This window comes from Croceivirga thetidis, from assembly GCF_012272815.1.
Lineage (GTDB): Bacteria > Bacteroidota > Bacteroidia > Flavobacteriales > Flavobacteriaceae > Croceivirga > Croceivirga thetidis.
On sequence record NZ_JAAWWL010000001.1, the window covers coordinates 230,621 to 253,233 of the forward strand.

The window sequence follows — 22,613 nt, forward strand, 5'->3', positions numbered from 1 at the left end:
GGTTTTGATTTTATTGCAACACCGAAAACTCCAAACTTGAATCGGAAAATACTGTATGAGTCTGGCTCTTAAAGTCATCCTCATCTGCTTTGAAAATATTCTCCACATAGGTCTGCGGATTCAAATCAATCAAAGGAAACCAAGTACTCTGCACCTGAACTTGTAATCGATGCCCCTTTTTAAACGTATGGTAAACATCTTGCAACTTGATATTCACATCGGTTTTTTTGTTGGGTGTAAACGGCTCTGGATTCGAAAAGCTATTTCGAAAACGCCCGCGCAAAACTTCACTTCGCACCATTAAATGGTAATTGCTCATTTTTAGGTGATCTTGCATTTCTTCATTGGTTTCTACATCATCAGGGTGAACATCAATGATTTTGACAATCCAGTCAGCGGCAGTTCCTGTTGTGGCCACTTTTAAATTAGCCATAATGGGTCCGGCAAGGGTCAAATCATCCTCAAGAACCTCCGTTTCAAAAACCAAAACATCGGAGCGGCGCGCAGCAAATCGCTGATCATCGGTCATGTACTTTCTGGGTGTAAAAACGGATTTAATGTCTTCAGAATACGGCACTGGCTTATTCACATCACTGACAAACTGAATTGCATTAGAACCATCTTGTTCTGTAGACAATACTTCATCTTCAGAAAGGTACATTCGCTGCTTTACAGCTTCTGTTGGTGGCCAAGCCGGCATTTCACTCCATTCTTTGCTACCAGAATCAAAAACATAAGCTTCTGGCAAGCCAGTATTGCCATCACCTTCACCTTTTAAAAAGTGGTTAAAGAATTTCGTTTCAATAGTGTCTTGATAAAAGTTTGAAATACCATCACCAAAATAATAGTTACCTACCAAGTTACGTTCGCTACGCCTTGCCCAACGGCCGTGGTCCCAAGGACCAAAAACCATAGTGTTATATGCGCCTTCATTATATTTTTCAATGTTCTTGTAGGTTTCTAGAGGACCATATAAATCTTCTGCATCGAACCAACCACCAACAATCATAGTAGCTACATGAGATTTGGTATTCTTTAAATGTTGAATCAATCCGCGACTTTGCCATAGTTTATCGTAATTCGGGTGCTCTTTCAATTCATTCCAAAAGAAATCATCGGTCATCTCATCCGGAGAAATTGAAACCTCATCTTTTAAACCATATTCAAAGAAGGAATTCAAATTTTTGAGTGAACCTTTCTCCAAGAAAAAATCATACTGATCTTCCGTACCAATATCAGGCAAGGAATACCATGCCGTATCTATAGGCTGGTCTCCATTTGGCCTTGGAGTTCCAAAAAGCGAGGTTGCTCGAAAATAACTCAACAAATATGCCCCGTTATGGTGAAAATCATCAAAAAAGAAATCACCAATACAAGCCTGTGGAGAAGATGCCTTCAATGCAGGATGCGGGTCTATAGTGCCGTAAGTAGCATAAAAACCAGGGTAGGAAATTCCCCAGAGACCAACTCGACCATTGTTGTTTTCCACATTGTTGACCAACCACTCTATGGTATCATAAGTATCTGAACTTTCATCGACTTGGGTACTATCTGTTTTATTGGGAATATAAGCCCGCATATTTTCATAATGCCCTTCACTTTTCCATCGACCTCGAACATCTTGATAAACCACATGATACCCTTCTTTCATCATATTAATATTTGGACCTATTTGAGGTCTGAAGTTTTCTTCACCATATGGTCTGGAGCTGTATGGGGTGCGCTGCATTACAATGGGATATTCTTGCGAAGTATCTTTTGGCGAGTAAATTGTAGTGTACAATTTGACACCATCGCGCATTTCAATAGCCACCTCTTTTTTAGTGTAGTTTTCTGCGGCATAGTTCTCTTCGACCACCTCTTGTTTTACTGTTTTTTTACAGGATTGAAAGGAAATGAGCAATAGAAATGTGATTACCGTGATTCGCAAGATTGACTTCATGAATTTTATTTTTATTGGATTTAAAGCTACAAAGAATTCCAAGTCTACAACCATTTTTATTTATCTAATGCTTTTCAATAAGTTTGAACCTTAAACCTGCGAATCTCAGTTCAAAACAAGAAAAGTTTTGACCTTTTGCAACTCAAAAGTGCAAACGTAATGGCTAAAAAAAAGACGAAATACAATGACCTAGGTTTAGGTACAAAAGAAGACGTTGGAGGTTATAGATCTATAAACAAAGATGGTTCGTTCAATGTAAAAAAGATAAATGTTCCGTTTTTTGAACGATTAAACTTTTTTCACACTTTGATTACCATGCCATGGGGAAAGTTCTTAGGGGCGATTCTTTTGTGGTACTTCACGGTTAATATCATCTTCGCATCTGCATATACCTTAATTGGCGTTGAGAACCTTACTGGCATCAAACCTACCTCAACCTTCAAGGGTTTTATTGAATCGTTCTTTTTTAGCGCTCAGACCATAACCACACTAGGCTATGGGCGTGTTGCGCCTATAGGAAATTTAGCAAATACCATTGCAGCCATTGAATCAATGCTGGGTCTTTTGGGCTTTGCTCTTGCCACTGGTCTACTTTATGGTCGTTTTTCAAGACCGTCCACCATGATTCAGTACAGTGAAAATGCAGTTATTGCGCCTTATCAAGATAGCAATGGTTTTATGTTTCGGGTGGTCAATCCTCAAAATAATCACCTATTGGAATTGGAAGTGCAGTTAAACGTAGCCATGAAAAGGGAAAACTCAGAGCTTCGTGATTTCTTTTCGTTGGATTTGGAGCGTGATAAAGTTGCTTATATGCCCTACATGTGGACTATTGTTCATCCGATTACAGAAGACAGTCCATTGTTTGGTATAACCAAAGAACAATTCACACAAAAAGACTGTGAATTCATTGTTTCAATGAAGGCTTTTGATGAAACGACTTCTCAAAGCGTGTATTCACGCTCTTCGTACAAGGCGACCGAAATCAAATGGGGAGAAAAATTTGTCTATGCAGTAAAACGTGAAAATAACGGCATCACCATTGATATAGGCCGCTTAAATGAAACCGAAACCGCAGCGTTAAATACGTAGGCTACATATTAAAGGCTGCTTTCACCTCTTCAACCATATCGAGTTTTTCCCAAGTAAACAACTCGACTTCCTTCTCAACACGGCCATTATAAGGTGATTCGAAAACCTTAGTGACCATTTTTGGTTCCTTGCCCATATGTCCATAGGCAGCAGTTTCTTGATAAATAGGATTCCGTAGTTTAAGACGTGTTTCTATAGCGTAGGGTTTCATATCAAATAGCTGCGAAACCTTCTGCGCAATTTCACCGTCACTCAAACCAAGGTTCGAAGTACCATAGGTATCTACAAAAATAGAGGTGGGTTCCACCACCCCAATTGCGTAACTAACTTGTACTAATATTTCATCGGCAACTCCGGCTGCAACCAAATTTTTTGCTGCATGTCTGGCTGCATAAGCTGCACTACGATCTACCTTACTTGGGTCTTTACCACTAAAAGCACCCCCACCATGAGCTCCCTTACCGCCATAGGTGTCCACAATTATTTTTCGTCCTGTTAAACCCGTATCACCATGAGGACCACCAATCACAAATTTTCCAGTGGGATTTATGTGATAGGTAATCGCTTCATTGAACAAGTCTTGTACGTGTGAAGGAAATTGCGATTTAACTTTAGGAATTAAAATTTCAATGATATCCTGCTTGATTTTTGCCAACATTTTATCATCATCATCAAAATCATCATGTTGGGTTGAAACCACAATGGTATCTATACGTTGGGGAACATTGTTATCGGAATATTCGATAGTCACCTGTGCCTTTGCATCAGGTCTTAAGTACGGTATTTGTTTTCCTTCTCTGCGCAAATCAGCCAACACCTCCAAAATCCGATGTGAAATATCCAGAGCCAACGGCATGTAGTTATCGGTCTCTTTAGAGGCATAGCCGAACATCATACCTTGGTCTCCCGCACCTTGCTCTTCTTTTGAAGCTCTATCCACACCTTGGTTAATGTCTTGTGATTGTTCGTGAATCAATGAAATTACACCACACGAATCACCACTAAACTGGTACTCCCCTTTGGTATACCCAATTCTATTGATGACTTCCCTCGCGATATTTTGCACATCCAAGTAGGTGCCACTTTTAACTTCACCGGCAAGCACAACCTGCCCAGTGGTAACCAAGGTTTCACAGGCTACTTTACTGTCGGAATCAAAAGCCAAAAAGTTGTCCAATAAGGCATCACTAATTTGATCAGCAATTTTATCTGGATGTCCTTCACTTACGGACTCCGATGTAAATAAATAAGGCATTCAATATAATTTGTCTGGAAAGATTTGACGGAAGCCAACAAAGAAGTTTACACCACTTTTTAGCATTTTTTTCAGAGGTTGCAATCAGTCAAATCTATCCTCGATTAACGGATGCCAAAAATAGGAAATCTTTCAATCTTTTTTTCCTTTCCAAAAAAATCAAAGTGAATATTTGATGCTCAGCATAAAATAGCGCGGCTGAACAAAGTATTCATAGGTACTAATTAGGTTTTCGCTAAAGGCATCTTGCCGAATTGAAGCCGTATTCAAGAGGTTAAGTCCTGATAATTTAATCTCCCAAGGACTATCTTCTTTTTCAAAATATAAGGCTGCGTTTAAGAAGTCATAATAGCTACTAACCCCTCCTGCCCTGTTTCGATAGGCGTTGTATTGGTAATCTACGGTCAGGGCAAAGCTTTTCACGAAATAGGCTTCAATATTTGCAAAGGGTCTATCAGTAACAAAACGGTTATCTATGTTCACTGTTCCATAGTCGTTCCAGATTTTTTCAAAACCGACTTCTACGTTTGGAGCTTCTTTAAAACGGGTTTCGAGTGACAACTTATAATTTTGGGTAAACGACCGGTTGAAATTGGCTTGCCCGTCTATGGCATTGTTGAACTTAGAATACGATACATTCGCTTCAAAGCGCCCTTTCATATAGGGGAATCGACGTTCGTAATTGCCAAAAAGTGAAAAAGTCTCATTGGGTTCGTCAATATTAATTGGAGTGGATTCACGGTCTAAACCAACAAATCGAAGCGTATTTGTAATGGCTTGATATCGCTTCTGGTAACTCATGCCCCCATTGATATTTGTAAAATTGAACATACTGAAATTGAAATAATTCAGTGAAAGGTTATGGTACCATGCGTTGCGCAATTCAGGATTTCCAGCAATTAAACTGTTGTAACCTGAAAGTAAAGTTGCTTGTGCCAAATTTCTGATATCAGCAAATTCTGCCTGTATACCATAGTCTAATCGCAGGCTTTGCGAACTGTTAAACTCAAACTTGGCTCGCAATTGAGGTAATAACAAGGTTTTGTCCAACTCAAAAGTTTCCTCAAATTGGGTATTTGCAGTATCGTAAATATGAAAATTCAAACCTGGACTCAAAGTTAACTTTCCAAGCTTGGCTCGATACGAAAGACCCAAATAAACATCCCAAAAATCAAACTGTGCCTGATTGCCAAACTGAGGAACGGGCAATACTATATCAGAACCATCTTCAAGGCGTTCAGCAATTGAAGAGCGCATTCTTTGGCCATTGATTGAAGTTCCCAATTTAAAATTTAGATGATTCGTATTGTTGAGTACTCGATAATAATTCAGCTCAGCATCAATTTTATTGGTTATAATTCGCTGTTCTTGAAATAGGTTAAAAATACCATTGGAATTCAAAGGGATGGTTCCAACGAAAGGTTGCTGAGTGGTAGTTAAGTCGTAATCAGGGCGCTGCTGCTTATAAAGATAACTGGACTCAAGGGAGAATACATTTTTCTCATCCTTTGCGAAAAAAGCATTCAAGTTCTGCTCAATTGAAAAAGGTCGTCTTAAATTATTTGATACGATATCATTACTAAAAGACTCAAATTCTGATAACAAATTCGCTCGATCTTGAATCTGAGCACCTTTTACAAATCCGTCATAGGTCAAATACCATTGGGTATTTGGGGTGTAGGTCGACGAAAGCTTAAGTAAAGTTGAAGTGGTGGTCTGTAGTGTATTTGAATTTAAGGTTTCTTGATTATCACCTTCTTCACGGATATAGGTTCTATTGGAAACACTTGCTAAATCAGTATCCACATCAGAAAAAATTCCGAATCCCGAAAACTTCCATTTTTTATTGGGCATATGATTAAAATTTAGGGCCATCAATTGGGTCTCAATATTCTGCGCTCTATTGTTTTGCAAAAGTGAGAGGCCAATATCGTCATTTGAAAGTCGTAAGGTGGAGCCCGAACGCCGCCCTAAACTAGCCAAACCGCCATTGAACCTGAAATAGTCTTGTAGGGTAAAAGCTTGTTCCCCAATGTTGTTTGCATCACCAATAAAGTTAAAACTGGTTTTCGGTGAATAATAGAAAAGGTTAGGATGTACCAAATAACGGCCATCTGGCCCTATACCTGCCGATACATCTCCAAACCAAAGGTTTTTTTTGCCATCCTTCAGTTTAATATTTAGGGCTAATGCATCGCTATCGCTAACCCCTTTCAAAGGTGTAATCTCATTAAAATCACGTAAAACTTGGACCTTATCCACTGCATTTGCCGGAATATTCTTGGTGGCCATTTTGGTATCGCCATCAAAGAATTCTTTACCCTCAACCAGCACTTTTTCCACTTTTTTGCCCTGCACTTTTACTTCTCCTTCATCAGTAACTTCAAAGCCAGGTAATTCTTCCAATACATTTTCCAGTTTCTTTTCCTTACCTGTGGTAAAAGAATCTGCGTTATAGGTAATTGTATCTCCCGAGACGGTTACTGGGAATTCCTCGACCAATTCCACTCCTTCCAATTCATTGGCTGAGGGCTGCAGGATCAATATTTTTTCTTGATTAGCTACTGCCTTAAAGTCTTCTTCATAGGTTTCAAAACCCAAATAACTGGCCTTAAGCGTATACAGACTATCCTTCTCTAAACGCAATTGAAACCTACCATTGTTGTCGGTAATGCCATAAGAAGCAATACCTTTTGTACGCTTTTTCAGGGCTATAACATTTGCAAGTTCTAGCGGGGCGTTTGTAGTATCGAGCACTTGACCTGTGATGTTGATACTTTGTGCTTTTAGACTAAGACAAAATACAGTGAGCGCCCCGCATAGAAGCTTTGAAAGAAGACCGTTCATTTTTTGATTGTTTTGTTTGAATTACTGGGAAAAGACGTTGATTAGCCGCCTATTTTTATTTCAATGTTTGCCCCATTTCCTTTACGTTTTCCTCCTCCATACATCTTGTTCATTTTCTCAACTTGTTCCTTCATTATAACCTCATATTCTTCATCGGTAACTTTTTTTCCTTTGGATGGAATTTCAATGGCAACATCTTCTTTTGGATTCAATACCACCTTATTACAAACCAAGACCCGATTACCATTATTGATTTCCATAATTAGTCCAGGCAGGCCCCAGTAGTCATCTGGCCCATGGGTTACTGGTATCTCAGGAGTATACCATGCCGTTATCGTTTGAATCTTCGTTTCTTCCTTTTCCTCTTTTTCTCCATTGACATCAGAAATACTGATTTGGGTTGTCTCCCGTTTTGCTATGGCCTGGTAACAGGTATATCGCCCAATTTGCTTGGTTTCAGATGTCATTTCCCATTCATAAGGCTCAAGCTCGCCTGAAATCAGAAAAAGTTTCCCAAAACTATCTGTTGACTCCACGAAGTTTTTGTCCTTGGTATTCTTGTAAAGCAATCCATCATTACCACCACCCATTCCAATCATAACAATCTCTACACCACCTCCAGCTGCATCATTCTCTAATTTTTCGACTTCCTTCCAATTTGATTCTGATTTATTGAAAGTCAATTTGTACTCTTTTTGCATGGCTTGCATTAAGCGTTGATTGATCAAATTCTGCTCATTGGAAGAAATTTGTGTACTATCCATTGTTATCGACATTTTCGAAGCCGATTTGTAGGTTGCAAAACCGGTAAATTCTTGGGCATTCGCTGGAACAACATGTAGTGTTAAAGGCAGGACCAATAGAATTAAAAGATATTTCATAATAGTATGTGTTATTGTTTTCGTTTTTGTCTGGATCAAAATTGGGGCATCAGAATTGAGAAAAGGGTTAACCAACGTTAACGAGTGTTAACCGGAACCAACTTGCCTGGCTTTTGTGGTTACATTTGAATCGTGAAACAGAACAGATTCAACAAATTGGCTTACTTGATTGGGATTACGATTGCAATTACAATTGCTATTCAGGTCTATTGGAACATCCAAAACTATCAAGTCAATAAACAGCGATTAATCAATGAGGTGCAGATAAGTCTAGACAATGGTGTTGAAGCATACTTTTCTGATATTGCCAAGACCGACGTTATGGCCTTTGTTGATATTACAGGGTCTAGGAGTGATTTTCCAGAACGCGCAGGCAAAATTCTATCCACCTTCAAAAGCGATAATATTGACTCCATTTTTTTAGAGTTGAGTTCTGATTCAATTATGAATCGAAATAAACCAGTTGGGTTTACACAAATTATCGATTCAAGTTCAGGTGTAACTGTTGATAGTTTGGGTAATCTTTCAGCGGTTTCAGTGTTCAGGGGGAAGCAAGCAGATAGCATTAGAGATATTCAAGGCCTTGCCAACAAAATCATCATATCGATTACCAGAGATTCCTTGGATTTTGTCAAACTTGAAAATTACTTCAAAAATGAACTTAACCGAAAGAATATTGATATCCATTATTCATTTACGCACACTACTAAAGACAGCACCTTTAAGTGGAATGATTTAGCAGGAAAGCAAAAACTATTGTTATCGACACTTTCAAAATCAACATATCTACCGCCCGATGAAACCCTTCAGTTGAAATTCAATAATCCAACACTAGTTGTACTAAAAAGAAGCATGACTGGTATTTTACTTTCCGTATTGCTTTCTACTTTAATCATTGGTAGTTTGTTCTTCTTACTGCACATTATCAAAAAGCAAAAACAACTTGCTGAAATTAAAAATGATTTGATCAGCAATATCACCCATGAATTCAAGACACCCATAGCAACCGTTTCCACCGCCATTGAAGGAATAAAAAATTTTAATGCCACAAATGATAAAAAGAGAACGGAGAAATACCTGGACATCTCTAATCAGCAATTGCGAAAGTTGCATCAGATGGTTGAAAAATTATTGGAGACCGCAACTCTTGATAGCGACAAATTATTGATAAACAAAGAAGAAGTAGATGTAGTTAGCCTGCTGACCCTTTTGGTAGATAAATACAGATTGATTGCACCTGAAAAAGAGTTATTATTCAGCACCAATGTTTCTGAGCTTTTAAAACCTGTTGATATATTCCATTTCGAAAACGCCGTAGCCAATCTTATCGATAATGCAATTAAATATGGCGGTGATAAAGTTGAAGTGAATCTTAATTCACTGATGGAGAATTTGGAGATAACAATTGCTGATAATGGTGGCCCAATTGAGCAATCACAACGGGATAAAATTTTCGAAAAATTCTATCGTATACCAACCGGAAACCGACATGATGTAAAGGGCTTTGGTATCGGTCTCTTTTACACAAAAAAGATTATAGAAAAACATGGTGGAGCACTAAATCTTATGCCAACCAAAAGTAACACCGTCTTTAAGATAATCTTATGAGTCGCGCAATAAAAATACTTCTTGCAGAGGATGAACCTTCACTTGGGATGATTGTTAAAGAAAGTCTTGAAACCCGAGATTTCGAAGTATTACATTGTACAGACGGTGCAGAAGCCCTTCATGCTTTCAGAACAGATAAGCCGGAATTATTGGTGTTGGATGTAATGATGCCCAAACTCGACGGTTTCGCTTTGGCACAAGAAATTAGAAGGTATGACAAAGAAATTCCCATCATTTTTTTAACAGCTAAATCACAGGCAAAAGATGTGGTCGAAGGTTTTGAGCATGGCGGGAATGATTATCTAAAAAAACCTTTCAGCATGGAGGAGCTAATTGTGCGAATCAAGGCACTTTTGGGCCGTGTAAAACAAAAACAATCAAAAGAAGTCATACCTATCGGACGCTTCAACTTTAATTACATTAAACAGGTCTTGGTTATTGATGAGGAACATATTCAACTTACCCATCGTGAGGCGGAGTTACTCTATCATTTGACCGAAAACCGAAATGAGATACTCGACCGCTCTACAATTCTTAAAAAACTATGGGGCGATGACGATTTTTTTAATGCTCGAAGCATGGATGTCTTCATCACCAAACTCCGCAAAAAGCTAAAGAAAGACGAACAAATTGAAATTATTAATGTTCGTGGTTTCGGCTACAAATTGATTTGCTAAAATCACATAAAATTTCACCTCAGGTTTTTTTTCAACGAACCCATTATTCGTTGTATATTGCAAGCTCCGATTTTTAAAAACCACCCTAAAGAATTCGAAGCATGCATATTGCTGTAGCAGGAAACATTGGTGCAGGAAAGACGACCCTAACTAATTTATTATCAAAACATTACAAATGGGAAGCGCATTTTGAGGATGTGGTCGACAACCCGTATCTCGATGATTTTTACACCCAAATGGAGCGCTGGAGTTTTAATCTTCAAATTTACTTTTTGAATAGCAGATTCCGTCAGGTATTAAAGTTTAGGGAAAGTGGTAAAAATGTTATTCAAGATCGGACCATAGATGAAGACGCTTACATCTTCGCTCCCAATTTGCATGCCATGGGTTTGATGACCAATAGAGACTTTGATAACTACAAAAGTCTTTTTGAGTTGATGGAGAGTTTTGTGCAGCCACCGGATCTCTTAATCTATCTTCGAAGCAGTATTCCGAATTTGGTCAGTCAAATACACAAAAGGGGGCGAGAGTATGAAAGTAGTATCTCCATTGATTACCTAAGCCGCCTTAATGAACGTTATGAAGCGTGGATCAATCAATACGAAAAAGGAAAGCTATTGATCATCAACGTTGATGATATCAATTTTGTGGATAATCCCGAAGATTTGGGTGAGGTCATAAATAAAATTGATGCTGAAATTCACGGTTTATTTTAGGCGTTATTGGCCTGATATTGCAAATATTCTGAGCTTAGAAAAATATCTTCAAAATCAAATTGAAACTGTTCTTTGTCTTTTGTATTCTTGAGCTCATTGTCAAGATACTTGAAGGCCTGAGTGTCTTTACCTTGTCTTCTTAACAATCCAAACCTCGTTCTTTTTAAATCAACTACTAACGGAACATCGACCATCAATTGAAGGCCATCGGCTTCTTCGGCTAATTTAGTTGCCCTTTCCAATCCACTTTCATTATCAGTAATTCTGCTCAATCGGTAGGCCCAAACCGCAAGTAATTGTTTTAGATAAATTCCATTGGTAATTAAATCTGAGTCGTAATTATCAGCTTTTAATTCAAACGAAGTTTTTGCTGTAATTCCCCTAGCTGCATAAATCTTTATTTCTCTTTCAAAAAGGTGTTCCAAAACTTCAACAACCTTCCTTTCGGTTTCTATATCCGTAATTCCATTGATCAAACCATTCATTTGTAGAATTCCTGTGAGAATTCGCTGATGGTACTTTGCCATTTCAGGTTTCAAATCCAAATGACTTTTGTAAAGCTCCATGATTTGTTCATAAAGCTTCTTATTGAGTTCAACATTAGGAAGTATCGAAACATGTTCAAAAGAAGATGCACAATAGGCACAAGTATATCTTCCTGGGCTTTTCTCTAAAAAAGCACTTGTCGCACCACAATTCGGACATTGAATTTTCTTCTGCATTTTTAAATTTAAGTACTTCTAAAGAATGTATGAATTAACTTTTTCAACAATTTCCCTCATTCAGAATCGTGCTTCCCTAATTATTGATTTGAGTTGATTACTATCTCAGGTACATTAAGAGATATTAACTAAAATTTGATATCATGGAAGCAAAAAAGAGTGAGCATTTGCAAGTGGAAAAAAACTCTCGCTTGTATTTTTTAATCGGATTGACCCTTTTATTGGCCTTGACCCATGTGGCATTGGAATGGAAGACCTACCACGAGCCAATTGCATTTGACCCAGAAATTGATGTTTTGAGACCAATCGATGAACTACCGCCTGTGGTGATTGAAAAGTTACCTCCACCTCCAAAACTTGAATCCGTTCCTGAACTAAAGGTTTTTGAAGACGATGAAAAAATAACTGAAACCGTAATTGAATCTGAGGAAGCAAACCAAGATTATGAGATTCCAGATGTACCTGATTTTGATTTTGAAGAACCGGTTGTTGAGGAGTCAATTTCTTTTATTGTTGTTGAAGATGCTCCTATATTTCCAGGTTGCGAAGATGCCCAAGACAAGAGAGCCTGTTTTCAAGAACAAATGCTCAAACATGTCAAGCGCGTATTTAACTATCCTGAAACCGCACAAGAAATGGGTCTTGAAGGGCGTGTTAGTGTACTATTCACCATACAAAAAGATGGTTCTATAGGTGACGTAAGAATGCGTGGTCCTCATCAACTGTTAGAAGAAGAAGCCAATCGCATTATTTCAAAATTGCCCAAAATGACACCAGGCAAACAACGTGGAAAAGCAGTGAAGGTCCCTTTTTCTATACCCATAGCCTTTAAACTACAGTAATTAAAACCAAGTATAGAAGTTACAATACCCAATAAAAAACCCTGCCAATTGGCAGGGTCTTCACTTGAGTTAGTTATTTGAATTAGTCAATATCGACGTCAAGACCACTTTCTTGAATCAGTTTTTCAACTTCTTCTTTGGTCTCTCCGACAAACTCTTTTACTTCTTCAACCATTTCACCACCTTTTTCATAGGCAGAGGTCACGGTAGCTTTAAAACCTCCATCAGCAGTATTGCTGATTTCAACCTTAACTTTCTTTTCTACCATTTTTGATTCCTTCATGCCGTCTTCAGTTATAGCCACTTTAGTACCATCTTCCTTCATGATGCTAACCTCTTCAGTCTTAGCCATCATAGCTTCATCAGCAGGAGATAGGCTTACCAAACTAGGTGCAATCACCAAGGCAACAACACTCATCAATTTCAATAAGATATTCAATGAAGGTCCTGAAGTATCTTTAAAAGGATCACCAACGGTATCACCTACAACCGCAGCTTTGTGAGCATCAGAGCCTTTTCTTCCTTGCTCTTCAATCATCTTTTTGGCGTTATCCCATGCACCACCGGCATTTGACTGAAAAATCGCCATTAAGACCCCACATGTAGTAACACCAGCCAAAAGGCCTCCTAACATTTCTGCACCACCCAAGAAACCAACGGCTACTGGAACTGCGATTGCCAACAAACCTGGCAATACCATTTCTTTAATTGAAGCCTGTGTAGATATGGCAACACATTTATCATATTCAGCAACACCATCGGCTGCATCAAACGTTGCTCTTTGCTCTGGAGTTGCTTTCGACATGTCAGAATCAACAGCTCTCATCACTTCAAGAGCGGCTTTCAATTGTGGAATATCACGGAACTGACGGCGTACTTCTTCAATCATTGCCATCGCAGCCCGACCCACTGCATTCATAGAAAGTGCAGAGAATACAAAAGGTAACATACCCCCAACTAATAGACCAGCCATTACGGTTGGTTTTGAAACATCAATACCTTGAACATTTGCTGTTTGCATAAAGGCGGCGAATAAAGCTAAAGCAGTCAATGCTGCAGAAGCTATGGCAAAGCCTTTTCCGATGGCAGCGGTCGTATTACCAACTGCATCCAATTTATCAGTTCTTTCGCGTACCTCACTTGGCAATTCGGCCATCTCAGCAATACCACCGGCGTTGTCAGAAATTGGTCCGTAAGCATCAACTGCCAACTGAATTCCAGTATTGGCAAGCATACCAACAGCGGCAATAGCAATACCATAAAGTCCTGCAAAGTGGTGAGAAACCAAAATCGCAATAGCGATGAAAATTATAGGGAACATGGTAGACATCATTCCAACACCAAGACCAGAAATAATCGTTGTAGCAGCCCCAGTTTCAGATTGGCGTACAATAGAATTAACTGGTTTTGTACCTGTACCCGTATAGTACTCTGTTATTTTTCCAACGGCAAGACCAGCAACAAGACCGGCTAATACTGCCATAAATACTCCAAATGAAGAATATTCAACACCACCAAACGTCCAGCTTTCTGGTAACATATTTGTGATGATAAAGTAAGATGCAATCAACATTAAAAAGGCAGAACCAAACTCACCTATATTCAGTGCTGTCTGCGGGTTACCACCGTCTTTAACTTTTACGAAGAATGTTCCAATGATCGACATGATAATTCCTATAGCAGCCAAAACCAATGGTAGGTATACTGCGCCCAATCCGTCAAAAGCAGCTTCAAAAGCAGGGATTTGCGTGAAAGCAGCTCCTAAAACCATAGTACCAATAATAGAACCTACATATGATTCAAAAAGGTCAGCACCCATACCAGCTACATCACCTACATTGTCACCAACATTATCCGCAATAGTAGCAGGGTTCAATGGGTGATCTTCAGGAATACCGGCTTCAACCTTACCAACCAAGTCTGCACCGACATCAGCGGCTTTTGTATAAATACCACCGCCAACACGAGCAAAAAGTGCAATTGAGGAAGCTCCCAATGAGAAACCTGAAATAACGTTCAAAACCTCACCTAGTTCCCAGCCCATTCCACTGTAAATCATGAAAAGTCCGCTGAGACCCAAAACACCAAGTCCAACAACACCAAGTCCCATAACAGCACCACCTGCAAAAGCGACTTCCAAAGCTTTGCCCAATGAAGTTCTAGCAGCATTAGTTGTACGAACGTTGGCTTTTGTGGCAACCTTCATTCCGATGAATCCTGCAAGGGCAGAACAAATAGCACCGACGATAAAGGAAACAGCCACCATTCCGTTAGAGCCCTCTTCATTGCTTCCTTTGAAGTAGAGTAAAATCGCAACTGCAGCGACGAAGATGGCTAGAATTTTATATTCTGCCTTTAAGAACGACATGGCACCATCAGCAATGTTCTTAGCGATTTTTGCCATTTTTTCCTCACCTACAGCCTGTTTTGAGACCCATCCGCTTCGAATCAAAACGTAGAGAAGCCCTAAAACACCAAAAGCTGGTAAAAACTTTACAATCAATTCCATAATTTATCAGTTAATTTTTTTGGTTTTCTTTAAGAATATTAGAATGCGTGCAAAAGTAGTAAATCACGGCACAATAAAAAAAGTAATCTGGTATTGAGGAAACTAGATGAAACAATGGATATTGTGACTATACTAGAAATCACTTTCATTTATGCTTTGTTATTCAATCAGATTCCGATTTAAGGGATTGGAGTAATTTTTCCGCAGCCTGTTTTGCTTCTTCAGAATACTTGCCATTTGAATTTATTATTTCTCTCAACTCTTCTTTTGTCTTACTCGCAAATCTAGATTCAAAAGATTTTATTACTCCAATATTATGCTCTTTCTTTTCATTAGCAACTACTTTTTTGGGATTCAAATTATCCATTTGTTCCCTACTCAAAACAAAGAACAGAATGAGTAACCCTAAAAAAATTGGATTGATTCCCACTGGGCCAAAACCCACTTTATAGGTCGATATATAAAAATCCAAAAAACCGAGTAATCCAACGGTAAGGGTTAATGCGAAGAATAAAAAGTAGTATTTGCGCTGTTTGATGTATAAAAATATTGCAATTAACAGCGCTGGAAATCCTATAAAATGCTCAACACGGAAATCGAAATCTCCGGTTAAGACTTGAACAAAAGAAATCAACACTAAAAGAACACAAATTCCTAGGGGCAATATGGTGAAATCAGTTCTCTTCAAAAGCTTAAATCATAAATGTACGTTTCATCTTATGATCACTATCGTCATAGCGCTGCACACAAAGGCGATAAATTTCTTTGGCTTTCTCTGCATCACTCCAACCACCGGTATCGACCTTCTTTTCTTCCAAGTCTTTGTAGACTTTAAAAAAATGTTCGATTTCTTTCAACCGATGTGGATTCAAATCGCTGATATCATTTTTTTGGTTCCAAATTGGGTCGCTAACTGGTACACAGATTATTTTTTCATCTGGTCCTTTTTCATCGGTCATATGAAATACACCAATGGGTTTTACCTCCATCACCACCATTGGATAAGTAGGCTCGGTACCTAAAACCAACACATCTAACGGATCAGAATCCAAGGCCAATGTTTCCGGAACGAATCCGTAATCGCCAGGATACATCATAGACGAGAACAAGGTTCTATCAAAGCGAATTTTATGGAGCGTGAAATCGTATTCGTATTTATTGCGGCTTCCCTTAGGGATTTCTATCAATACATCAAAAGTGACATCGTCTTTTTGTGACATAGTTTTTAGTTAGTAGTATAAAGGTAGGGGAACGCAGTCAATTGTAAGAAATTGCTTTAACCCCGTTATAGTTGAAAGAAATTTTAAAAATTGAATCCGAAGGTACCAGTTACACCAAATGGCCTTGCATTGGGTGCATCTAAATAATTACCACGGAAATTAAAATCCAATCGGAAAATTTTAAAGATATTCCCCACCCCAAAGGAGTATTCCCAATACGGTTCCCGATTTGGCGCCAGTAGTGGAATATTTGTTGGTGCGCTCAAGGCAACATTTTCATCTGATATGGAACCCCATGCTCCTCGAATACCAACAATCTCGCGCAGATTAAGTTTGCGAAGCAACGGAATTCTGGAGAATATCCTTCCGTTGAAATTATGTTCCAAATGCAGTGTGGCGTAGGTATCGGTAACAAACTCGTAGAAATCAAGATTAGGAAAAACATTATACAATGAAAAAACGGTTTGGTTCCCAGGGATTACGCTCAATAACCCCAAGGGCACTTCTCCAAAGGTTTTCCCGAGTTCTACCGTACTGGTCAATCGACCAATACCGCCGAGTTGCCAGGGCTGTGTATACGAAAATTGCAATCTACCATAATCAAAATCACTTTCCATAAAACCAGATAAGCCCTTCGTGTAATTCAAGACCAAGGTGCTGTAATTGTCATTAATGGTATTTCTTTCTACCCCGTAGCCAATGGTTCTACGGCCAGGGGTATAAACTATCGTGGTGTTTATATCAAATTGTTTCACCTCAGATGAAACTCCCGTTGGTGAGCTCGGATCTACATAATCCAAACTGAATTCAGAAGGTAATGCTGAGCTGAGTGTACGGAAAGCACCTCCAAATTGGAACCGTAAATTTTTAATGGGCTCCATTTCTACACTCAGCACCGAAAGATTTATGTTGGTCAAGCGATTGTTATTACCTACGGTAACCAGACCTGAGGAAGCAATACTTCTACCCAACACATCAGTAGTGCTGGTTAGACTAATCCCCAATTGCTCAATATCCCTGCGATTACCACCTGAAATAATTAATCGATTTTTCCGGTCCAACAAAAATTTACCCGAGAAACCATGCTTGAATTTTTTGTCATCAAAGCCATAGGCCATATATCCTTCCAAACGCCAAGGGTCATTTTGCCCAAAATAAGTTCGTGCTCCACCACGTACCCGAATTCCTTCAGCATCATTGATTCCAAAAGTGCTGTAAAGGTCACCTATGTCAATATTCCATTTATCGATTTCTATGTAACCGGAACCTAAGACACTGACGATATCGTAATAGGTTCGAAATTTTGGAACGGTCTGCAACGTATCCAGCAACTTAAAAATGCTCGATTCATCGTCATTGAGTTTTTCCAAACGGGCGTTCTTCCAAAAGAGGCTATCTTGCTGAAAGACCCTTGGGTCATAAGGGTCCGATTCGGCCTTGTAGAATTCTTCAGGTCTCTCTAAATTAAACGTATAATTATCAAAAACAGTAGTTCGTTTCCCGTATACCCCCCTGGATTCCTCTTTTTTAGAAAAGGCAAAATCACTCAACATGTAATCACGTTTGAGCAAGAAAACCGAATCACTGACCACATCGAACTCTTGTTCAATATAAATCTCTTTGACCCAATTAATGTTGGCGCTCTTCGTGACCTCCATGTTTATTTTCTTCACAGCATAAGTGGTGTCGTTCACCCAAAAATCACCTTTAAAGGTCAATTCGTTTTTACGCCGTGGGTAATAAATAATGTTGTAGCACCATTTGTCGTCTATAAACGTACTATCGGATAATACATAATTGTAAACATCAACACCTGTTCGAGATAGTGGACTCGTAAAACTTTTATCAAAAAATTTCAGATAGTTATCGTAAATGTCATAATCGGAGTATAAGTCTTCAACAAAGGCGGTAATGGCTTGGTTCCCTCCAAAGCCGGAATTTTTATTACCTAGCACATCCTCTTTCTTTAACTGTAATCCGTTATCACCGTAAACCTTTGAAAAAACCTCGTTCAAAAACATTGGTAGATATGTTTTACCTGTAATACGCGAGGTATCCAAATCTTCAAACATGAATTCAAGACCCTTGAACATTCTACTTTTAATCAAGGCACTATCAATGGTATTTAAGTCGAATTCTACTTTTTCATATTTATCATACTGGTAGCTTTTATACTTGAATACACCATTCTCACGCTTTTTTGACCAAATCTTCTTTAAAATATCAATCGCGGGATTGTCTTTTTTCGATTGTTTTCCTGTGTATACAATGACTTCCTGCAGTTGTTCCGTAGCTTCTTTTAGAACAATTTGCATGTTGTAATTTACCTTACCCGCTAGGGTTATTTCCTTGGTTTCATATCCTATAAAAGATACTTCAATGGTATTGTAATCACCTTCGGATTCGTAATAAAAGCGACCGTTATCATTGGTAATGGTTCCCTCTGAGGAATTTGGGAACAAAACATTTGCAAAGGCAATGGGGTCGCCATTTTCATCTTGTACAATACCGCCAATCTTTGTTTGGGTATAGCCCAAAATAAAAACCAACAAGAATACTGGAAAAAGGAACTTTTTCATAAAAAGTAAACCCAAGAATGGGAAGTTTGGTTTCGTTTTTTGATTAAAGTGTAATATCTACCAAAAATTGTTCCTTTTTTAACTAAAAAGCCTCGTTAAACTAAATTAACGAGGCTAATATAAGATGGTTTTTATCTTCTATTCTTTGTATAACACTTTCTTAACAGCTTTTACAACGTCATTGCTGTTAGGCAACCATTCTTTTAACAAAACTGGGGAATATGGTGCAGGTGTATCTGCTGTATTCAACTTAACAACAGGCGCATCCAAATAATCAAAAGCCTTATCCTGGACTTGATAGGTAATTTCAGTAGCTACGTTTCCAAAAGGCCATGCCTCTTCAAGAATAACCAATCTATTGGTTTTCTTTACTGAATTAATGATAGTATCATAGTCCATAGGGCGAACAGTACGGATATCGATAATCTCACAACTGATTCCTTCTTCTGCCAGTTCATCAGCAGCCTTGTAGGCTTCTTTAATGATTTTTCCGAAAGACACGATTGTCACATCAGTACCGGCCCTTTTGATATCGGCTACGCCTAAGGGAATTGTATACTCACCTTCTGGCACATCACCTTTGTCCCCATACATTTGTTCTGACTCCATGAAAATAACTGGATCATCATCCCGTATCGCCGACTTCAACAAACCTTTGGCGTCTGCTGGATTTGAAGGAACAACAACTTTCAACCCTGGGCAGTTTGCATACCAACTTTCAAAAGCTTGAGAGTGCGTTGCAGCCAATTGACCTGCCGAAGCTGTTGGACCTCTAAATACAATTGGACAATTAAACTGGCCACCACTCATCTGACGAATCTTTGCAGCGTTGTTTATGATTTGGTCAATACCAACCAACGAGAAGTTAAAGGTCATAAATTCAATGATGGGTCTGTTGCCAATCATGGCAGAACCAACCCCAACACCGGCGAATCCTAGTTCGGAAATTGGTGTATCAATCACACGATCCGGACCAAACTCATCCAACATTCCTTTTGATGCTTTGTAGGCACCATTATATTCTGCAACTTCTTCTCCCATTAGGTAGATGCTATCATCATTTCGCATCTCTTCTGACATGGCTTCACAAATTGCCTCTCTAAATTGTAGCGTCTTCATAAATACTGTAACTATTCCCTTTTGTTAAAGCGGAACAAAAATAGGAAAAAAGGATGCACCTTTCAGCATGGATTTTCGTCAAAACGACGTAAAAATTTATTATGCATGCATAATAAATTTTAGAATATTCTTATCTTTGTGCCGAATTAAAAATAAGACCTATGAAGATATTGGTTTGCATTAGTAATGTGCCCGACACAACTTCAAAAATAAACTTTACGGACGGTGACACCAAGTTCGATACCAATGGTGTTCAATTTGTCATAAATCCGAATGATGAATTCGGTTTAACCCGTGCCATGTGGTTCAAAGAAAAGCAAGGTGCAACCGTGCATGTGGCCACAGTTGGTGAAGCTTCTGTAGAACCTACTATGCGCAAGGCCCTGGCAATAGGGGCTGATGAGGGCATACGTATAAATGCCAATCCAACTGACGGCTTTTTTGTTGCCCGTCAATTGGCCGAAGTAGTTAAAAAAGGAGAATATGACCTTGTCATTTGTGGTCGTGAATCCATTGATTACAATGGTGGAATGGTTCCAGGAATCTTATCCTCCCTACTAGGAATGAACTTTGTAAACACCTGCATCTCGCTTGAAATCGATGGAACTTCAGCTAAAGCAATACGTGAAATTGATGGTGGTAAGGAAACTTTGGAAACCAGTCTTCCGTTGGTAGTTGGAGGACAAAAAGGCCTAGTGGAAGAGAGTGATCTTAAAATTCCAAACATGAGAGGTATTATGATGGCGCGTAAAAAGGCATTAAATGTTGTTGAGCCTAGCGATGCCCCCTCTATGACCAGCGATAAGAAGTTTGAGAAGCCAGCACCTAAGGGTGATGTGAAATTGGTAGACGCCTCAAATGTTGGCGAGTTGATAGATTTATTACATAACGAAGCAAAAGCAATCTAAAAGATGTCAGTATTAGTATATACGGAAACGGATAACGGTAAATTCAAAAAAAGTGCTTTTGAGGTGGCCTCTTACGCACATGAAGTAGCTTCACAACTTGGCGAATCGGTTACGGCTGTAGCCTTTAATTGTAATGAAGCAGATGCTGTTGGAGCGAATGGTGTTTCAAAGGTTTTAAATATTTCCGATTCGCAATTAAATACATTTAACGCCAATGCCTATGCAAACGCAATTGCACAGGCTGCTGAGGCAGAGGGTGCCAAAACAATAATAATCAGTTCAAGTGCAGATAGTAAATACCTAAGTGGCATTTTAGCTGCCAAATTGAATGCTGGTTATGCGCCCAACGTGGTTGCAGCACCCGAGAGCACCTCTCCTTTCGTAGTCAAAAGAACCGCCTTTAGTAACAAAGGTTTTGCACATACCGAAATTACTGCAGACACCAAAATAATCGGTGTTTCAAACAATGCCTTTGGTGTGGTTGAAAATTCGACTTCGGCTGCTATAGAAGCATTCAATCCTAGTTTAAGTGATGGCGATTTTTCAACGAAATCTGTTGAAGTCGACAAAGTTGTAGGAAAAGCAACTATAGCTGATGCTGATATTGTTGTTTCAGCAGGAAGAGGGTTAAAAGGACCTGAAAACTGGGGAATGGTAGAAGAATTGGCAGATATTTTAGGTGCAGCCACTGCTTGCTCTAAGCCAGTTTCAGATTTAGGATGGCGACCACATGGTGAGCATGTTGGGCAAACAGGAAAACCAGTTGCAAGTAACCTTTACATTGCTATTGGCATTTCAGGTGCAATTCAACATTTAGCTGGTGTCAGTTCTTCAAAAACAAAGGTTGTAATCAATAATGATCCTGAAGCCCCTTTCTTCAAAGCAGCAGATTATGGCATTGTTGGTGACGCTTTTGAAGTAGTGCCGGAACTCATCGAAAAATTAAAGGAATTTAAAGCACAAAACGCTTAGTTTTTTGTTAATTTGTCCTTTTGAGGGGCTGTTCAGATAATCGCAAAAGCCGCTTATTTGAACAGCTTTTTTTTGATTTTCGTAGGGATATATGAGTTTAGTACGACTGAAAATAAAGGGAATATCCTATAGCCAAACCCAAAATGGGGCCTATGCGCTAATTCTCAATGAAGTTGATGGTGACCGAAAACTACCAATCGTTATTGGTGCATTCGAGGCGCAGTCCATAGCAATCGCTTTGGAAAAGGAAATCAAACCTCCTCGACCCTTAACACACGATCTTTTCAAGAATTTTGCCGATAGATTTCAAATTGTGGTAAAGCAAGTCATCATCCATAAATTGGTTGATGGTGTCTTCTACTCAAGTGTAATATGCGAAACTGAAGAAAAAGAAGAAATAATTGATGCTAGAACCAGTGATGCCATAGCATTGGCCCTTCGGTTTGATGCACCAATTTTTACCTATAAAAACATTTTAGATAAAGCTGGTATCTTCTTAAAGTTCTCTTCTAAAGATAAAGAGGACGATGACGATGATGAAAGCATCATGGTGGATGAAATTCTGCAAGAAAGCGAAACTGTAGAAATTGAGTCAGACCCAACAAGTTCATTACGTCAAATGACCATTGATGAACTAAATGCCGAATTGGACAAAGCCGTTGCCAACGAAGACTACGAAAAGGCGGCCAAACTTCGAGATGAAATCTCAAAACGAAGCTAAGTC

The 22,613-nt window shown here is 39.0% G+C and carries 18 protein-coding genes; 8 read left to right on the top strand and 10 right to left on the bottom strand.

What is annotated here, in order from left to right; translation table 11 throughout:
- Positions 1-10 precede the first annotated feature (10 nt).
- Positions 11-1,942: a CocE/NonD family hydrolase gene (locus tag HCU67_RS01080; protein ID WP_168550764.1), complete on the bottom strand. Its 1,932-nt coding sequence runs from the start codon at positions 1,940-1,942 to the stop codon at positions 11-13.
- A 159-nt stretch (positions 1,943-2,101) separates the two neighbouring features.
- Here HCU67_RS01080 and HCU67_RS01085 point away from each other — a divergent pair, with 159 nt between their 5' ends.
- Complete coding sequence (locus HCU67_RS01085; RefSeq protein ID WP_168550765.1) at positions 2,102-3,034, top strand: ion channel; 933 nt, start codon at positions 2,102-2,104, stop codon at positions 3,032-3,034.
- Between the two features lies 1 nt (position 3,035).
- On the opposite strand, the gene metK is transcribed toward HCU67_RS01085, so the two are convergent.
- The 3 genes from metK to HCU67_RS01100 form a co-directional block, all read right to left on the bottom strand.
- Positions 3,036-4,289 (bottom strand): methionine adenosyltransferase, encoded by a 1,254-nt coding sequence (gene metK, locus HCU67_RS01090; RefSeq protein ID WP_168550766.1) that lies wholly within the window; start codon positions 4,287-4,289, stop codon positions 3,036-3,038.
- A 159-nt stretch (positions 4,290-4,448) separates the two neighbouring features.
- Positions 4,449-7,136, bottom strand: a complete 2,688-nt coding sequence (locus tag HCU67_RS01095) for a carboxypeptidase-like regulatory domain-containing protein (RefSeq protein WP_168550767.1) — start codon at positions 7,134-7,136, stop codon at positions 4,449-4,451.
- 41 nt (positions 7,137-7,177) lie between these two features.
- Positions 7,178-8,017, bottom strand: a complete 840-nt coding sequence (locus HCU67_RS01100) for a GLPGLI family protein (protein WP_168550768.1) — start codon at positions 8,015-8,017, stop codon at positions 7,178-7,180.
- Positions 8,018-8,149: 132 nt separating this feature from the next.
- Between HCU67_RS01100 and HCU67_RS01105 the strand changes: the two genes are divergently transcribed.
- From HCU67_RS01105 to HCU67_RS01115, 3 genes are all read left to right on the top strand, one after another.
- Positions 8,150-9,625 carry an ATP-binding protein gene (locus tag HCU67_RS01105; protein WP_168550769.1) on the top strand — a complete coding sequence of 492 codons (1,476 nt, stop codon included), beginning with the start codon at positions 8,150-8,152 and terminating at the stop codon, positions 9,623-9,625.
- Positions 9,622-10,302, top strand: a complete 681-nt coding sequence (locus HCU67_RS01110; protein WP_168550770.1) for a response regulator transcription factor — start codon at positions 9,622-9,624, stop codon at positions 10,300-10,302. Before HCU67_RS01105 ends, HCU67_RS01110 begins: the two co-directional genes overlap by 4 nt.
- 101 nt (positions 10,303-10,403) lie before the next feature.
- Positions 10,404-11,018, top strand: coding sequence for a deoxynucleoside kinase (locus tag HCU67_RS01115; RefSeq protein ID WP_168550771.1), 615 nt, complete (start codon positions 10,404-10,406; stop codon positions 11,016-11,018).
- On the opposite strand, the gene HCU67_RS01120 is transcribed toward HCU67_RS01115, so the two are convergent.
- Complete coding sequence (locus HCU67_RS01120; protein WP_168550772.1) at positions 11,015-11,740, bottom strand: hypothetical protein; 726 nt, start codon at positions 11,738-11,740, stop codon at positions 11,015-11,017. The genes HCU67_RS01115 and HCU67_RS01120 overlap by 4 nt on opposite strands.
- Before the next feature lie 143 nt (positions 11,741-11,883).
- On the opposite strand from HCU67_RS01120, the gene HCU67_RS01125 reads away from it, so the two are divergent.
- The gene (locus HCU67_RS01125; RefSeq protein ID WP_168550773.1) at positions 11,884-12,582 is read left to right on the top strand and encodes an energy transducer TonB; all 699 of its coding nucleotides are present in this window, start codon (positions 11,884-11,886) and stop codon (positions 12,580-12,582) included.
- Positions 12,583-12,664: 82 nt separating this feature from the next.
- Here HCU67_RS01125 and HCU67_RS01130 read toward each other — a convergent pair whose 3' ends face one another.
- The 5 genes from HCU67_RS01130 to HCU67_RS01150 form a co-directional block, all read right to left on the bottom strand.
- A complete protein-coding gene (locus HCU67_RS01130; RefSeq protein ID WP_168550774.1) occupies positions 12,665-15,091 on the bottom strand; it encodes a sodium-translocating pyrophosphatase in 2,427 nt (808 codons plus the stop codon).
- A 163-nt stretch (positions 15,092-15,254) separates the two neighbouring features.
- Positions 15,255-15,779, bottom strand: coding sequence for a SpoIIIAH-like family protein (locus HCU67_RS01135; protein WP_168550775.1), 525 nt, complete (start codon positions 15,777-15,779; stop codon positions 15,255-15,257).
- 4 nt (positions 15,780-15,783) lie between these two features.
- On the bottom strand, positions 15,784-16,311 hold the full coding sequence (locus HCU67_RS01140) for an inorganic diphosphatase (RefSeq protein WP_168550776.1): 528 nt from the start codon (positions 16,309-16,311) through the stop codon (positions 15,784-15,786).
- 83 nt (positions 16,312-16,394) lie between these two features.
- Positions 16,395-18,890, bottom strand: a complete 2,496-nt coding sequence (locus tag HCU67_RS01145; protein ID WP_168550777.1) for a DUF5686 and carboxypeptidase-like regulatory domain-containing protein — start codon at positions 18,888-18,890, stop codon at positions 16,395-16,397.
- 138 nt (positions 18,891-19,028) lie between these two features.
- Complete coding sequence (locus HCU67_RS01150) at positions 19,029-20,009, bottom strand: pyruvate dehydrogenase complex E1 component subunit beta (protein WP_168550778.1); 981 nt, start codon at positions 20,007-20,009, stop codon at positions 19,029-19,031.
- A gap of 161 nt (positions 20,010-20,170) precedes the next feature.
- Between HCU67_RS01150 and HCU67_RS01155 the strand changes: the two genes are divergently transcribed.
- The 3 genes from HCU67_RS01155 (at position 20,171) to HCU67_RS01165 (ending at position 22,610) form a co-directional block, all read left to right on the top strand.
- Complete coding sequence (locus HCU67_RS01155; RefSeq protein ID WP_168550779.1) at positions 20,171-20,917, top strand: electron transfer flavoprotein subunit beta/FixA family protein; 747 nt, start codon at positions 20,171-20,173, stop codon at positions 20,915-20,917.
- A 3-nt stretch (positions 20,918-20,920) separates the two neighbouring features.
- The gene (locus tag HCU67_RS01160; protein ID WP_168550780.1) at positions 20,921-21,889 is read left to right on the top strand and encodes an electron transfer flavoprotein subunit alpha/FixB family protein; all 969 of its coding nucleotides are present in this window, start codon (positions 20,921-20,923) and stop codon (positions 21,887-21,889) included.
- A 91-nt stretch (positions 21,890-21,980) separates the two neighbouring features.
- Positions 21,981-22,610, top strand: coding sequence for a bifunctional nuclease family protein (locus HCU67_RS01165; protein WP_168550781.1), 630 nt, complete (start codon positions 21,981-21,983; stop codon positions 22,608-22,610).
- Positions 22,611-22,613 lie beyond the last annotated feature (3 nt).

Bases quoted from the DNA above. Each gene is read 5' to 3' on its own strand.
- HCU67_RS01080 (WP_168550764.1), bottom strand. From the start codon at position 1,942: ATGAAGTCAATCTTGCGAATCACGGTAATCACATTTCTATTGCTCATT.
- HCU67_RS01085 (WP_168550765.1), top strand. From the start codon at position 2,102: ATGGCTAAAAAAAAGACGAAATACAATGACCTAGGTTTAGGTACAAAA.
- metK (WP_168550766.1), bottom strand. From the start codon at position 4,289: ATGCCTTATTTATTTACATCGGAGTCCGTAAGTGAAGGACATCCAGAT.
- HCU67_RS01095 (WP_168550767.1), bottom strand. From the start codon at position 7,136: ATGAACGGTCTTCTTTCAAAGCTTCTATGCGGGGCGCTCACTGTATTT.
- HCU67_RS01100 (WP_168550768.1), bottom strand. From the start codon at position 8,017: ATGAAATATCTTTTAATTCTATTGGTCCTGCCTTTAACACTACATGTT.
- HCU67_RS01110 (WP_168550770.1), top strand. From the start codon at position 9,622: ATGAGTCGCGCAATAAAAATACTTCTTGCAGAGGATGAACCTTCACTT.
- HCU67_RS01115 (WP_168550771.1), top strand. From the start codon at position 10,404: ATGCATATTGCTGTAGCAGGAAACATTGGTGCAGGAAAGACGACCCTA.
- HCU67_RS01120 (WP_168550772.1), bottom strand. From the start codon at position 11,740: ATGCAGAAGAAAATTCAATGTCCGAATTGTGGTGCGACAAGTGCTTTT.
- HCU67_RS01125 (WP_168550773.1), top strand. From the start codon at position 11,884: ATGGAAGCAAAAAAGAGTGAGCATTTGCAAGTGGAAAAAAACTCTCGC.
- HCU67_RS01130 (WP_168550774.1), bottom strand. From the start codon at position 15,091: ATGGAATTGATTGTAAAGTTTTTACCAGCTTTTGGTGTTTTAGGGCTT.
- HCU67_RS01140 (WP_168550776.1), bottom strand. From the start codon at position 16,311: ATGTCACAAAAAGACGATGTCACTTTTGATGTATTGATAGAAATCCCT.
- HCU67_RS01145 (WP_168550777.1), bottom strand. From the start codon at position 18,890: ATGAAAAAGTTCCTTTTTCCAGTATTCTTGTTGGTTTTTATTTTGGGC.
- HCU67_RS01150 (WP_168550778.1), bottom strand. From the start codon at position 20,009: ATGAAGACGCTACAATTTAGAGAGGCAATTTGTGAAGCCATGTCAGAA.
- HCU67_RS01155 (WP_168550779.1), top strand. From the start codon at position 20,171: ATGAAGATATTGGTTTGCATTAGTAATGTGCCCGACACAACTTCAAAA.
- HCU67_RS01160 (WP_168550780.1), top strand. From the start codon at position 20,921: ATGTCAGTATTAGTATATACGGAAACGGATAACGGTAAATTCAAAAAA.
- HCU67_RS01165 (WP_168550781.1), top strand. From the start codon at position 21,981: ATGAGTTTAGTACGACTGAAAATAAAGGGAATATCCTATAGCCAAACC.